The sequence below is a fragment of the Flavobacterium adhaerens genome, assembly GCF_040045115.1.
Lineage (GTDB): Bacteria > Bacteroidota > Bacteroidia > Flavobacteriales > Flavobacteriaceae > Flavobacterium > Flavobacterium adhaerens.
In genome coordinates this window covers 87,196-101,304 of sequence record NZ_JBDLZX010000006.1, presented here as the reverse complement: position 1 = coordinate 101,304, position 14,109 = coordinate 87,196, and the positions used below count along the sequence as shown (strand labels likewise).

General features: G+C 31.4%; 12 protein-coding genes. 1 reads left to right on the top strand and 11 read right to left on the bottom strand.

From position 1 onward, the window contains the following. Positions 1 to 40 precede the first annotated feature (40 nt). The 7 genes from ABEB18_RS09955 to ABEB18_RS09925 form a co-directional block, all read right to left on the bottom strand. Entirely contained in the window at positions 41 to 199 is a 159-nt protein-coding gene (locus ABEB18_RS09955; protein WP_348799155.1) for a hypothetical protein, read from the bottom strand. A 248-nt stretch (positions 200 to 447) separates the two neighbouring features. Beyond that, on the bottom strand, positions 448 to 879 hold the full coding sequence (locus ABEB18_RS09950; protein ID WP_348799154.1) for a type II toxin-antitoxin system death-on-curing family toxin: 432 nt from the start codon (positions 877 to 879) through the stop codon (positions 448 to 450). Next, on the bottom strand, positions 879 to 1,934 hold the full coding sequence (locus ABEB18_RS09945; RefSeq protein ID WP_348799153.1) for a DNA-binding protein: 1,056 nt from the start codon (positions 1,932 to 1,934) through the stop codon (positions 879 to 881). The genes ABEB18_RS09950 and ABEB18_RS09945 overlap by 1 nt, the downstream gene beginning before the upstream one ends. A gap of 352 nt (positions 1,935 to 2,286) precedes the next feature. Then, positions 2,287 to 3,798 carry a P-loop NTPase fold protein gene (locus ABEB18_RS09940; RefSeq protein WP_348799152.1) on the bottom strand — a complete coding sequence of 504 codons (1,512 nt, stop codon included), beginning with the start codon at positions 3,796 to 3,798 and terminating at the stop codon, positions 2,287 to 2,289. Continuing rightward, positions 3,798 to 6,557 (bottom strand): class I SAM-dependent DNA methyltransferase, encoded by a 2,760-nt coding sequence (locus tag ABEB18_RS09935; protein WP_348799151.1) that lies wholly within the window; start codon positions 6,555 to 6,557, stop codon positions 3,798 to 3,800. The genes ABEB18_RS09940 and ABEB18_RS09935 overlap by 1 nt, the downstream gene beginning before the upstream one ends. Positions 6,558 to 6,871: 314 nt before the next feature. Continuing rightward, the gene (locus ABEB18_RS09930) at positions 6,872 to 8,494 is read right to left on the bottom strand and encodes a hypothetical protein (protein ID WP_348799150.1); all 1,623 of its coding nucleotides are present in this window, start codon (positions 8,492 to 8,494) and stop codon (positions 6,872 to 6,874) included. Between the two features lie 35 nt (positions 8,495 to 8,529). Further along, complete coding sequence (locus ABEB18_RS09925; RefSeq protein WP_348799149.1) at positions 8,530 to 9,090, bottom strand: hypothetical protein; 561 nt, start codon at positions 9,088 to 9,090, stop codon at positions 8,530 to 8,532. Positions 9,091 to 9,270: 180 nt separating this feature from the next. Between ABEB18_RS09925 and ABEB18_RS09920 the strand changes: the two genes are divergently transcribed. Then, positions 9,271 to 9,675: a helix-turn-helix domain-containing protein gene (locus ABEB18_RS09920; RefSeq protein ID WP_348799148.1), complete on the top strand. Its 405-nt coding sequence runs from the start codon at positions 9,271 to 9,273 to the stop codon at positions 9,673 to 9,675. A gap of 131 nt (positions 9,676 to 9,806) precedes the next feature. Here the strand turns inward: ABEB18_RS09920 and ABEB18_RS09915 are convergent, their stop codons facing one another. From ABEB18_RS09915 to ABEB18_RS09900, 4 genes are all read right to left on the bottom strand, one after another. Beyond that, positions 9,807 to 11,063, bottom strand: coding sequence for a DUF5712 family protein (locus ABEB18_RS09915; protein WP_348799147.1), 1,257 nt, complete (start codon positions 11,061 to 11,063; stop codon positions 9,807 to 9,809). After that, complete coding sequence (locus tag ABEB18_RS09910; protein ID WP_348799146.1) at positions 11,063 to 11,581, bottom strand: BfmA/BtgA family mobilization protein; 519 nt, start codon at positions 11,579 to 11,581, stop codon at positions 11,063 to 11,065. The genes ABEB18_RS09915 and ABEB18_RS09910 overlap by 1 nt, the downstream gene beginning before the upstream one ends. A 208-nt stretch (positions 11,582 to 11,789) precedes the next feature. Continuing rightward, positions 11,790 to 12,662 (bottom strand): DUF8464 domain-containing protein, encoded by an 873-nt coding sequence (locus ABEB18_RS09905; protein WP_348799145.1) that lies wholly within the window; start codon positions 12,660 to 12,662, stop codon positions 11,790 to 11,792. A 209-nt stretch (positions 12,663 to 12,871) separates the two neighbouring features. Continuing rightward, positions 12,872 to 14,050: a VapE domain-containing protein gene (locus ABEB18_RS09900; RefSeq protein ID WP_348799144.1), complete on the bottom strand. Its 1,179-nt coding sequence runs from the start codon at positions 14,048 to 14,050 to the stop codon at positions 12,872 to 12,874. Positions 14,051 to 14,109 lie beyond the last annotated feature (59 nt).

Genomic DNA, 14,109 nt, shown 5'->3' with positions numbered 1-14,109 from the left:
ATCTAAAGTTTGTCTAAAGTTCATCTAATTAATATCCGTTTTAGACAAACTTTTCCCAAATAGGTTTTCTGCTAGTCCCTTTATTTACAATGGTTGTGTCTTTTTTATGCATTGCGTAAATCAAATTTCTTACTTTGTTTTCTTTCTGTTGTTTGTCTAAAACATCAGGTAGTATGTCTAAAAATTCAGTTTTAAACATTTCCGTTTTCTATTTTATTGTTTAATAAAACAGCGTTTTTTTAATAATTTTAAGCACATTAATTAAATACCAACAAACCCTTATGTAATAAGCCTTAACGGGGTTTTTGGACTGATTTATTTAATATTTTTATTTAATATTTTTAATGGCTATTTAATATTTTTTATCATAATCCATTTGGATTTTATACTGCTTCCAATGTTTTCAATTGTGTTATCAGGCATTTCTTGGGTTGAAGTGTTATGATTTTAAATAAACAACGCATTCACTATTTTTAATTTCAACGATTCCGAGTAGTCTGCTTCATAAATTATTGATTGAATAATTTCAAATAATAAATCTTTGTCAATTTTATTATCTGCGACATGTACAGCAATGTTTTCCATTCGCTCCATAAAAACTGAAACTCTATAATCGAAACCATTAACTTCTAAAAAGTAAGCAGACAGAGCTATAGACGCTCTTTTGTTACCATCTTGAAAGCTATGGTTTTTATTTATAGAATGAAAAATATGCGTTGTTTTATGCTCAATATCTGGATAATATAAATCATTTTGAACATGGTCTAAAGTACTTTCTAATAAACCTATATTAAGAACTCCTAATGAACCCCCTGATTTTATTATAATACCATCATGTACTTCAATGGCATGTGCTGTATCGAAATATATAAATGCCATTATCTATCTTTTAGTCTTTTGAAGATTTCAATATTATCGTCAATTCGTTCTTGCAATGTTTTACTTTGTTCTCCCAGAAATTTTTGATAATCATTTGGCGATATACTTTGTATGTACTTTTCTAATCTATGATGTACCACTTCTCTAAATCCATAATCTCTGGTTGCCATTTTTATTCTAGCATCTTCTAATTGTGGAATCCAAAAACGTTGTTCACTGAATGTTTTAATTAATTTATTAAGTTCTACAGGGGTCAACTGGCGACCCAATTCATCATACTTCAATTTCATCGCATCAGCAATTCCTATTTCAAACGATGCAATTAATTTTAATATTTCAGAATACATTGTTTCTCTAGGGTTTTCGGAATCTTCTAACTTCAGTACCTGCCTGTATTCTGTGGCATTTTCGTGAAAAATAGCTTCATATATTGCATCTGTATAAAAACTATATTTTGCATTTCCCATATCTAAATATCGACTTAAAGCACTTGTAAATTCTTTTCGATATTCTGGTTCTCTGAGCATAGCAATTAAATAATCTTCATCTCGTTGATTAATAAATTTCGTTGAACCTCCCAGTTTTTTGTCTAAACTATCTAGTACAATGTCAAGAATGGAACTTCGTACCGATTTCGCTTTTTCACTTTCGGTAAGTAACATGCCAATGTTTAAAAATGCTCTAAAATTGAAGATGGATAAACGACTTAGCTTATTTAGTTTCTGTTTGTCTGTAAGTTCTTTTCTGGTAGGGACACCCGTGTCCATATCAGACTTTTCCTCTTCTTTTCTGATAGGGACATCAATGTCCCTATCAGGATCCTCTTCGATATCAGCATAAATTAAATAACCAAAAAGCGTTTTAAATTCTTTTAATTTGACCCCTTTCAAAACACAATAACCATTATGCGAAAGTTCCTCTTCAGAACTGTCCAAATATCGTTTAATAGTCTTTGTACTTACCCCGTAAAAATCTGCAATTTGGGCTGTTGTAAAACGTATCTCATTGTCATAAATCATACCTGAAATACCTAAGAAATCTTGTATGTTTTGCAAAACTTCTGGATTATTTAATATGTTTTGACGGTCAACAGCGGAATTCGTTAAATCATTATTTACCATGATTTTATTTATTTAATTTTATAAATTTACTTTTTAACTGAGAAACATTGATATTCCAAAATTAAATAACTTCTGTTTTCTGATAAGGACATCAATGTCCATGCCAGAATTTTATGTATTTTTTTAGAGAAAGTTATAAATGGCCCTCTCAAAATCATTATTCCAATTTCACAGAGAAATAACAATGTTTCTCTATTGATTTTATTTTAGCTTTCTTCTCCATCTCCATCATTTACTCATACAACCCTGCAAATAATATTCTAATAGTCCTTCATCGACTATAATATTATTTTAATAGTCCTCTTTTTTTACAGATCTCAAACACATCCAATAATATTTCATACGGATTTAGTTCAATTTCTTCTGAATTAGCATCGTTCCCTTTTGTGGCTCTTTGAAAATTTTTAAACGAAACATAATCATACCTATATCCATTATAATGAAATGTACAATTGTATCTTTCTGAAAAAAAAGTTTTGTTAGTTTCGCTATTCCGTTCATTTGCTAACTCTTCATGTAAAATAAATGGAAGACAAAAAGAAATAAGATTTTCTGCATCGCCCTCATTGCTTACAAGATATTGATACTGATGGTTAAATCTATAAGTATCTTTATCAAATGAGTCATAAAGATTTTTGATTTTTAACTGTAATACATCAAAAGAGCCATAAAATTTTTTGAGCAGATAAAACAAAACAATGATGGGGGCGTTAACTGAACTTTGAGCTGAATTATGCTTTTTCCCAAAATAAATTTCCGGTACTTTAAGAACTGGATATTGCAATAACATTCTCAAATTTAACAATCTAGCCTCTACAAGTGAGAGAATAATGGCCTTTGTACTATTATAAAATCGTGTGTTTTCGCGAAAACAATAATAACTCAAATTGGAATCTAATCTTATATCATGCAGCAATTCTCCAATTTTAGCCTTTACATATTTCCTGTTATCAAAATCGAATGGTTCTATAGAATAAAATTTATCGATATAGCCCGAAAAATCTACTTCTGAACCATATTTGTGGTGAAATATTTTTCGAATGTTTTCTATATCACAAACAAAAATTACTTTGTCAAAACCGAATTTGTTTTCACCATTGATTTCGTCATAATGAGCGCTAAAAATATTGAACAGCCTGAAAATATGTTCTGGATCCAAACGGTCTAAATCGTCAATGATCAAAACCGATTGTGCACTTCCTTTAACCTCTTTTATTCGTCTTACCAAATCAAGAATTAAATTCGAAACTGCGTCCATTTCGTGATGACTCCCTTTCCTATTTTCAATCGACGCGAGAAATGATGTGATGTCATTTTCTTCGTCAATTTTAATTCCATTACTGAAGGTTTTGAAATCGCCGACCGTTTTTTCTAGAGCCTTGATGAAATCAACAATAGGCGTTCCTATTTTTTCACTAAAGCCAAGTATCGCATATAAGAGCGGCATAAATTTCATACGCTCCATTATAAACATTTGACTTTTTAGCAATAAGGTGAAATCCTCTTTTTTCAAATTGATTTCTTTATAGTAGTTTCCCATCAATTGCATGAGTAAATCGAACTTAATCAGTTCAAAAACATCCTCATTTGCCGAAACGGAATAATTGACGGGAAATATTTTTAAATAGAAATAATCGTCACATTCCTTTTCAGAAAACTCTTTCAGAAAGGTAGATTTTCCGGTTCCGAATGGCCCCGAAAATAGTATTCTTTTGTTGCTCTCAAAATCTAAATGCTGCTTGAAGTCATTTAAAAGTTGGGTTGTTTCTATTTTTATTGCTTTATCGGCTACTTCCATTACTTTTTGACTTTTTTTGCTTTTTTCTCTTCTTGAAACAAAGTCTCTTTTTCTTTTTCCTCTTCAATCATTTTTTCATATAATTTGAAAAGGTATTCCAATCGTTCTTCATCGCTTTCAAAAGGTTTAGAGCGGTAACAACGTTCAACCGCCAAATCATTCAGTCTATGTGCTTCACGCAAACCCTCAGGCATTTTATCCGGGTCGTATAGTTGTGCCAAAGTTTTCTCGGAATGGTTTTCCCTCTCTTCCAAAATCCTAAATACACATTGCTCTAATTCTTGTTTTTGGGAATCGGAAATTTTAGGAAATGGAAATGTATTATAACAAATTACTGCTGAATATCTGTAATCAGACTTTAATCTTCCTGCGATGACTCTTACCCACGTCATATGCATCGAGGAATTTATTATTGAAAAAACATAGGTTTCAGGATCATAAATGGCCTGAGCAGAATCCGAAATTATTGTGTCCGCATTTAAAAACCCTAAAGGAATATATTTTCTCCTTATTGAGGATACTCTTGGAATCAATATCTGGCTTTTTTTAGCTCTATTCGTCATATAAAACCTATGTGGCAAATGAGCATAGTTTTTTGCTATTTTTCCACCATTGACCCTTGATTCTCTAACTTTTTCAATTCGTTCTTTTATTGGAGGTATTTTTAATGATTCATCGATAAAATCATCATCAATCCATAAACAATATCTTAAGTGATTATTGATATACTCATAAGACCCCGACAATACCTTAATGAATTTATTTGCTTCAGGATAATTTACAAGTAAATCCTTCTTTTCTTCTTCCGTTAGTATTAAATTTCCACCATCATAAGGAATGTTTCCAGTTGCTATATTCGACAAATTGGAAAGAGGCTTTTGTCTTTTCTCAACAATTACATCGCTACCATTAATTAAATAGGCATTAATGTTCTTCACTTCAAACTTTGTGGTACCTCTATAAATATATTTCTTATTATTATTAATTTTCCTCAAACCAACTATTGAACAAATTACCCCCGCATTATTTTTTGCGCTATTACTCCATATAAATTCAGGGTATGTAAAAGAAATTTCAATATTTTTCTTAAATATTTCTGGCCAAATCATTGGTACTTGAGTTCCTTGACAAATCGAATTTGTCGTCACAAATGCAAATTGCGACCTTTCATTTATGTAGTTAGAGGCCTTTATAAACCAACAAACGATGTAGTCTAGAAATTTCATATTTTCAGGATTGGGATATACCATCCCCAAATCTTCTTTTTGATAAGTTGATTGCACATTAAACCCCAAATAAGGAGGATTTCCCAAAATATAAGTTTCATCATTTGGTAATTTCGGGCAAACTATTTCCCAATCCTCTCTAGCAGCGTTTCCGTGAACAATATTTCCCCCTGCCTGTAATGGCAAAGTTGGGTTTGCAGAGCCAAAGATTTCTTTAAATTTTAGATTCATTTGGTGTTGTGCCAACCATAAAGAGAGTATAGCAATTTCGTGTGCAAAATCGTCTAACTCGATGCCGTAAAATTGTGATAATTCTATACGTGAAAATAAGGATGGTTGGTATTGAGCTGCTAAGGTTAGCTGTGCTTTTGGAATGAGTTCCAACTGATATGGTTCGAAACCTGTGGCCGCTTTTTGTAATGATTGTAATTGTGCTAATATTCTAATTTCGAGTAAACGTAGTTCTTTGTAAGTAATAATTAAAAAATTTCCACTACCACAAGCAGGATCAAATATTTTTATTTTGCTGATTCTGTCTAAAAGCTTGTTTAGTTTTCTTGGTTCATTTACTGAACTATCAAATTCTTGGTATAAATCATTCAAGAATAGCGGTTCTATTACTTTCATAATGTTTGGAACACTGGTATAGTGCTGTCCTAAACTACCTCGTTGATCTTCTTCAATAACCGCCTGAAACATCGAACCGAAAATATCCGGGTTGATATCGCTCCAAAACAATTCTCCTGCATCAATAACCGCCTGACGCGAACGTCGGGTAAAAAATGGAGTAGGATATTTATGTTGAAACAAACCACCATTTACATATGGAAAATCACTTAAATAAGCAGGGAGATTTTCTCTGTTTCTATCGTGTGTGTTTAAAACGTCGAAAAGCTTATCGAGATAATCACTTAAATCACTACCATCAGTTTGGGTGTGCGAACTAATGGCATTTGTAAATTGACTTTTTTTAAAAATATTGGTATCTTCTGCGAAAAAACAAAATAACAATCTTGATAAAAAGACATTCAGTCCATGTACGAATTCGGGTGAATTATCTGGATTATCTTTTTTGATCTCATCAAAAAGCTTTGCCATTTTTTCGGCTGCTTTTACATCCGCCGGATTCTCGTTTTGATGTTGTGCTTTTTCCATACCTGCCCAGGGTAGGAAGAAATCAAAGTGTTTGGGTAAAGCCGTAAAATCGATGTCTAAACTATCGCTTGTTTTTGTATCAATGGCCAGCAAAATTTTGAAATCGGTAACGATAACAAACCGCTGTTCTTGTTTAAGTGTGTTTTTTATTTCGGAAATTGCCAAATGCAAATCTTCATTAAAAACCGGTTTGAAAAAAACTTTTTTCTTCCAAGATATTTCTCCTTCCACTTTTGATAAGTTAAGATTTCCTTTTTGCAATCGTGTTATGGAAGCTTTTGGCAAACCATAGGCTAATAAAAATTCATAAATGAAAGTTTCATTATTATAGCTTGCTATTAAATTTTGAAGGTTAGACTCTATTTGGGCAATGTTCATTATGTTACAATTTTGTAGAATGCGGTTTTGTTAAAAACTGATATTTTAATTGCTAAGATATTAAAAAATACCTCAAAAGGGTGTAGTTTATCTGATACTTATATTTATTCTGACACACTTAAATATGCTTCATTGCATACAACCTTTTAGTAATACTTGAGAAGTATGAATTCAAATCATTGAAATGAGAAAAACCCCGCAATAATAGCGAGGCTCTTCCGTCTTATGAAAACAAATTTTGAATTATTTCTTAACTATATCATGGATTTTAAATTTTGAATTAAAAATTAGTTTTATTCCAAAATTGTCGTTTACTAATCTGGTTCATCTTGATCAAAGCTCAATATTCCGTTTTCAATAACCAAATCATGCAATTCATACATCAGTTTCTCAACAATAACATTCATCTGAACAACTTTTTCTTTGTCAAGTTTTGATGACAACACTTGAAAAACAGTCCGATGCTTGTCTAAATAAGGAAAGAAGTCAATCCAAAACTGCTCCAGTAAAAAATTATACTTTCTAATATCAGGATCTGCGTAAATACATAGTTCCCACAATGTCTGAGTTGACAGATCATTAGGTGTATAGTAGGTTTTAATGAAAATGTAGGTTCTGCAAAACGACAGGAAAAACAATGCAAAGAGGGAATCCAGACTGCAATAGTTCTCTTTAGTGTTATTGACTATCTCAAAAAACTGTAGAGCACTTTCTTTTGTCGATTTATAAAAAAAGTATAAATCACCGTGATAGGGTTTATGGGGAATCTCCCAATGAAATACTGGGTGATATGCACTGGATGAATAAATCAAATTATTGTCTTGAATAATTTTAGCAAAGAAACTTTGATGCCCATAGAGGTTATTCTGTATCCAGTAACGGTTGTGGCTAATCAAAACGAAATTAAATTTTCCACCTGTTTCATTTTTTAAGTAGTCGGTAATTAATTTTAATTTTTCATTGCCCGCCCCCGCAGTTATAAGCATGAGATAATAAGTCTGTTTTTCATAGCAGGTTATTTGATGATATAGGTAAATCTGTTCTGCTTCAACGAACTTTAAGATGGTCTGTACAGCATTGTCAAGGATTATATCTTTAGGTTTGACATTAATCTGGCATGAATCTTCTTTTTTCTCCAGATAACCTTTTTTTATCAGTTTCTTGAATTCTACAAACCGTTCTTCAATAAGACGATAAAGATTTTGTTCCGCTATTCCAACAGCTTCATACATTTCTTCTTTATATACTGCCTCATCATTGCTGGCGGCTTCTTTTGCCTGCGCAAACAAATCGGTAAGATAATAGTTGCTTCCGCTCCTTTTTACGAAGTATTTTTGAATAGCTGGAATGTGTTCTGTGAGATTGGCGATTCTTTCATCTAAACTCAAGCAGTCAGATTTTTTTCCGCCATACAATTCTTCTAAACAGTCAAGATCATACTCAATCAATCTTTCAAAGGACATAAAAACACTGTTTGATGAACCTTCTGAAATAAGGCTTTGGATTTGAGATTTATGGAGGTCGTAATCGTGATAAAAATTTTCTTTAAGAACATTAAAACGTTTCTTGTATTTTTTCCAGTCTCTTTTATTGACAATAGAATCTGCCGATTCATTTTGGTAGATAATAGTGGAAGGATGACAATACAATTCAAAAAAGGGATAACCCAAAGAAAATCGATGTTCAAGTTTTGAAGTGTAGATAAAAAGCACATCAATTTGACAGCTTTTCCAAACTTTTTTGACCCATTTGCTTTCTTGAAGATTTTTGGCATCCATACTTTGTTCAATGTGGACAATAAGATGTGAAAAGGAAGAAGATGCTGATTTTGTAAAAAATAGTTGAATAATGTTATGCTGACGAACAAGTTGTCTGAGTATATTTTCTAAATACTCGTTTTGGAGTTTTGGAAATGTAAGTTTTTCTGAAGTTCTCATAATGCCGTGTTTTTAAAGTTTGGATGAAGGATATTTTATTCCGTTGCAGGATAAAGCTGATCATTTTTCTTAATTCTCTCAACGCCTCTTTCTCTCATCAGTTCCCCTGCATCGAGCATTTTGATCAAATGAATATAGGGCGTCGTCAGGTCGGAGTCAGGATCACCAGCATACGGAGACAAGGAAAGTTCTGTGATTTCACTTAAAAAAAAATCAAACTGTTGCAGTGTTCTCTCTTCAAATGCATTTTGAAGCACCAAAAAAGGATTGTCATATTCTTCTTTGGTTAGGGAAGAAAGATGAAATACCGTTTCACAGCGGGAAGACTCTTTCACTTTCCATTTCTTGTCTTTTCCCTTTAGGTAGTAACAGACTTTGAGAAAAGAGCATATAGCAGTATAAAAGACAAAAGCATTGCAAGGAGCATCCTTCTTATAGACTTTTCTCTTATAGCAGTGAAGTACTGCTTCACTTAAAGTCTGTTTATAATAATCAAGATGTGCAAAGTCAAAAATGGCGTCAAATGCCTCAAATGGATTTCCTGCCACAAACCCCGCCCAAAACCTTGTTTCGAAGGATATTTTATTCTTTTTCATAGTGAGAAGATTTAATTTTCACTAGCGAAGTTCCATTCTTTAAAAGGGATAATCTATTCGGAAATCGGATATTATATCTGATAAAAGGGATATTTTACCGGATATTTTTCTACCTTTGGAAATCAGACTTTTTAATCCGAATGGCTTTATCTTTGAGCCTTCTGAAAATTGATACTCATTATGGAACAAAAAATTCATCAGGGAAGAAACGTAAAGCGTTTCAGAGAAATGCTCGGCATCAAACAAGAAGCATTGGCTTTTGATCTGGGAAATGACTGGAATCAAAAGAAGATTTCTATGCTTGAGCAGAAAGATGTAATTGAAGATGATATACTTAATCAAATCTCCAATTCATTGAAAATTCCGGTGGAAGCTTTTCAGAACTTTGATGAAGATCAAGCAATAAATATTATTTCGAATACTTTTGGAGATAATGCTTGTGTTGGAAATCCTAATTCTACATTCAACTTCAATCCTATCGAAGAGTTAAAAAAACTTCACGAAGAAAAAATTGCTTTGTACGAGCGTATGCTCAAAGAAAAAGATGAAATGATGGCAAGGCTTGAAAAATTGATCAATAAATAATTTAGCCAAATTTACATACCATAGATACATTGTCAGGTTTGACCTGACAATATGGATACGAAATATAACTATACGGTCCGTTTACCTAATTTTCTTATTTGATCTCTATATTATTGTATTTTTATATTGAATCATCTTCTTATTGCTCTCTTTCTTTTTCTTTTTAGCAATTCATCATCAAAATCTGGAGTAATTTCAAATGGAAGAAATGATAAAATAGATGTTAATTTTTCGGTATTAATCTTCCAATCCTCTAATGACGGTTCAATTTGTTGCACTTGCTTCGTTGTTTTATTATCGACACTAAATAATTCATGGAATTTTAAGTTCTGATCAACTTCACTCGCTTTGAAATCTATCCCTGATTGTTCGTGAAAAAAGTGATTCTCTTGGATAAAACCATTTTTGTTTATTGTTGGTAAAACTTGAATTGCGAATTTCATCATTCGTTGTTGATACTCTTTTAAATTATTTGGTTTTGTAATCAAAATATTGAGATGAGCATTCTTAATTTGTTTTTTTATATCATCCCTATTAATCGATTCTATTTTTATTTTTTTATTGATTTCATGCTTGTCTTGAGGGCTTCCATTTTTTAAAATATTTTGATTTTGAAATTTTTCAAGTTCTATTCGTTTATAATTAAAATGGTCATCAAAAGTATTTTCGTTTGAATTGATCCATTTCATTCTATCAAATCCCACTTGATATTCATTATTACCAATTTTTCTATTGGTTTGTTTTTCATTACAAGTAGGACTTAATTTTAATATTTGAGTTTTATCTTTTCTGGAAACAATTATGTGAATGTGAGATTGCAACCCTTTTTTATACTCTCCAGAAATTTCATTACCATTGATAACCTCTTTATCCGTACCCTTGTATTTTCTAAAATGCTCAATTTTTGCAAAATAAACCAAATCAGCACCTGCTTTAATTCCTTTATCTTGGCGATTAAAATTCAAAGCATAATTGTCCATTACTTTGCGTCCATATTCTCTTACAAGATTATTATATTGCTCTAATTCAGATAAATTTAAGTCCAAAACACTTGTAATGTCTCTTTTTCCGGTAGCAAGAAAAGCAATATGACTCAACTCATTCTCACTGAAACTAATTGTTGGAGCAAAATATTTAGCATCATTTGCTCCTAATTTTCTTTTATTATTATCGATAGTGCTAATAACATCTATAGTGTTGATATTAACCTCTGAAGCTGTAAAGAAACCTTGTTTTCTGCTTTCAAGCTCAGATATTTCACTAATTGAGGAAGACTTTTTGATAATTCTATCTAATTCTTCATTTTCTTTTTCTAAGTAAATAGCTAAGTTGGAACAACTTCCTTTATTGTCCGCTCCAAGTGTACTATGTGGTTTAGATATTGGCATTATGAAAAAAGAGATTTAATTTTACCCAAAGTGCCAGATTTGTTTTTTTCGTCTAATAGCTGACAAATAAGCAAAATGGCTTGTCTATTTTTTTGTAATTCAGAAATCACCATTTTAGTCCTTTCAACATCATTGCAATTTATTTTATTAAGATTCTCGGAATGAGCCTTTTTTATTTCAGTTCCTCGTTCTGAATGTTGATCTAAGAGTTTATTTATCGAAACAATTAGTTTTGAGATTTCTTCTTTTTGAGCATTTTGGTAATTAAAAACATCTTGTCTTAATGGTTTCAAGATATCTCTTTCTTGAACTTTTAAAAAAGAAACTATCCTTTTATCTAAAGCGGCAACCATTAAAGATGGATCTTTGTTTACAGCATCTTTAGGATCGATACCTGTTTTCTTGAAATAATAAATCATTTCTTGTATAAGAGCACCCAAGTTTATTCGCAAACTTTCAGATAATTTCCCAAGTTCTGCATGAGCTTTTTCATCTATAATAATACTTTTTTTAGTCATAATTATAATTTTTAAAACTGATAATCAGTTAGTTGTGTGTTTGATTATATTTAAATTATAAAATCTTATAAACTTCATTCTTAAAGGAAGCCTTATTTTCAAGGCTCTAGCCTCGCAGAGCAAGTAGGATAGGGGTTTTTCCGCCCCTGTCCTACTTGCTAATAAATTACAGGTATGACTCTTCAAAGAATGATGTTCATAAATAAACCTAAACTCTTATTTTAGTATTTAAAATCAAGAAATCATTTATATCTTTTGAGCCATGAAACAGATACCTAATATCTTTACATCTTGTTCTCTCTGAATTCCATTTCTTTAAACAGTTTTCCGTTGCATTCGAACCCGCAACATCGTTGTCCAGCGCAAACAAAAGTTCAGAATAAATATTTAATACTTGATCTACTTTCGAAAGCATTGAAAGAGAATTCAAAATCAAGAAATCTTTGGACTCTTCGCATTTTGGATACAAAGTCAATAATGAAATAAAATCTGACCATGATTCTAGAATTACCAAAGACTTATTGCTTTTGTTGATCCATGTAAACCATTTTATTCCCAAACATAACTTGGCATATTTATTTCGAATTTCATATTGATTTTTGTCATTCTTAAATCCCACCCCAAAATATTTCTTGTCATTTATGGTATAATACACTTCATCTAAATGCCTTTTGCATATTTCGATGTTCAATTTTCTTGTATTTAAATAATCAATTAAAACCCTGTTTTGTAAAGGTTGAATTCTTTCCCCACGATAAGACTTTTCTTTTTTCATCTCAAGAAAAACATTTTGTTTGGTCGGGTCAAAAGAAAAAATAACATCCTCACTTTGTAACCACCTAACTGCTTGCAAAAAACCAATGGAAAAATACTTCATAATAAAGTCCACAGTATTGCCTCCAAAACCTTCACCAAAGTCATAAAAAAGATTATGCTCACATTTTACAGAAGGCATTTGCTCATTTCTCCAATTTGCTTTAAACCAAAACTGATCTTTTTTCTTTTCAACCGCTTCAATATTTAATCTTTTCAAAATATTGATCATTGGAATATTCCTTAATTTCTCAATATCGTTCATCATAATAGATTTTTTATTTACCTAGTTACCTAATACGTTTGACCAACTATATAGTAAAGTGTTAAAATAAAAGAGGCCTTGTTTTTTATTTACCTGACTTACCTTAATTAGGTAAGCTAGAACTTAATTATTACAAGTTACCTACCTATTATAAAACACCAACATTCAAATAATTAAATCAATATAGGTAACTAGGTAAGTACGTATGTAATTTAAGAATCGGTAAAACCCCAAGGAGACTCTTTAAACTTAGTTTTTGCTAGATATCCATATACTTGACGTTTTGCATGCTTGATTCTGGTAAAATTGTATTTTTTTAATGCAGAGCCAACTTTTTGAGCATTTAATCTATGCCCCATCACTTGTAGTTCTGTTACAATTTCAGTTGGCGTTCTAAAATCGGCGACATTATCACTGGCTGAGTAATATTTTAAAACAAATTCATTTTCTACTGTTTGGATAGTAAACCGTTCATTTCTTAATTCATTGACTTTTATTTCTTCCTGGGTTAAGTCTGATTTAAAGTCTTTTTGGTATTTATAAATATGGTAAGCTTGTGACCAAAAATCATCTATATTAAAATCTTTAATATAGGAGAAATCAATTTTCTCGATGACACTAAAAATAATCCACCGTACAGAACCTGTGTCATCACATAAAAATTCCGCACGATTAGTTGAAGCCACAAATGAACAAGTCCGATAAAGCAGAGTTGATTTATCTGCATATGGCAAACGTTCGTTGATAGAAACCTGACTAATCAATGCTTTTATAGCATTAATATCATATCTGCCCATAATATCCAGCTCCTCTATATTTATAATCAACGACTTGGCGAGCTTAATACGTTCATCACGTCCAATTGCTAAATTTGTATATAAATATTTTTCAAGTTGGCTTGGACATAGAAAATTTAAAAAATAAGATTTACCAAAACTCTGACCTCCTTCTAACACCAATACGTGTTTATTTATCGCCTCCTTCAGAAATACCGTTTTAACAGCACGAACAGCCCATTTAAGGAGATGGAGGTAAAACAATTTGTTATCGTCCGTATTTACATAGCTGGCATACCTTTTGACATGATCTTTACCGTTCCAAGGTGGTAAGCTTTTAAAATACTCTATCAGTGGATTTATACGTTCCACAAAATGCGACTTTAAATATGTTTTAAAAACTTGTGGACTAACATTTAATTTTTCTCTATGAAGATGTATTAACAGAGAGGATTCATTAAAATCAATTTTACAGGCAGAGTTTAAGTCAAAAATTTCATATTCCAATGCAATTTCATTAAACTTGATTTTAAAATACTTAGATAATTCTTCTTGAATTTTGTCATACACAGAATCCTTGCGTGATGACACATCATATACGCTTATTTCTTCCATAAATAGATAATTGATGAATGAGTATAATGCCTATATTTGCATATACTTTTTTTAGTAAC

What these genes read in the sequence shown, in the direction of transcription:
- ABEB18_RS09935 (WP_348799151.1), bottom strand. Translation starts at nt 6,557, where the DNA reads ATGAACATTGCCCAAATAGAGTCTAACCTTCAAAATTTAATAGCAAGC.
- ABEB18_RS09950 (WP_348799154.1), bottom strand. Translation starts at nt 879, where the DNA reads ATGGCATTTATATATTTCGATACAGCACATGCCATTGAAGTACATGAT.
- ABEB18_RS09905 (WP_348799145.1), bottom strand. Translation starts at nt 12,662, where the DNA reads ATGATGAACGATATTGAGAAATTAAGGAATATTCCAATGATCAATATT.
- ABEB18_RS09925 (WP_348799149.1), bottom strand. Translation starts at nt 9,090, where the DNA reads ATGAAAAAGAATAAAATATCCTTCGAAACAAGGTTTTGGGCGGGGTTT.
- ABEB18_RS09915 (WP_348799147.1), bottom strand. Translation starts at nt 11,063, where the DNA reads ATGCCAATATCTAAACCACATAGTACACTTGGAGCGGACAATAAAGGA.
- ABEB18_RS09930 (WP_348799150.1), bottom strand. Translation starts at nt 8,494, where the DNA reads ATGAGAACTTCAGAAAAACTTACATTTCCAAAACTCCAAAACGAGTAT.
- ABEB18_RS09940 (WP_348799152.1), bottom strand. Translation starts at nt 3,798, where the DNA reads ATGGAAGTAGCCGATAAAGCAATAAAAATAGAAACAACCCAACTTTTA.
- ABEB18_RS09955 (WP_348799155.1), bottom strand. Translation starts at nt 199, where the DNA reads ATGTTTAAAACTGAATTTTTAGACATACTACCTGATGTTTTAGACAAA.
- ABEB18_RS09910 (WP_348799146.1), bottom strand. Translation starts at nt 11,581, where the DNA reads ATGACTAAAAAAAGTATTATTATAGATGAAAAAGCTCATGCAGAACTT.
- ABEB18_RS09900 (WP_348799144.1), bottom strand. Translation starts at nt 14,050, where the DNA reads ATGGAAGAAATAAGCGTATATGATGTGTCATCACGCAAGGATTCTGTG.
- ABEB18_RS09920 (WP_348799148.1), top strand. Translation starts at nt 9,271, where the DNA reads ATGGAACAAAAAATTCATCAGGGAAGAAACGTAAAGCGTTTCAGAGAA.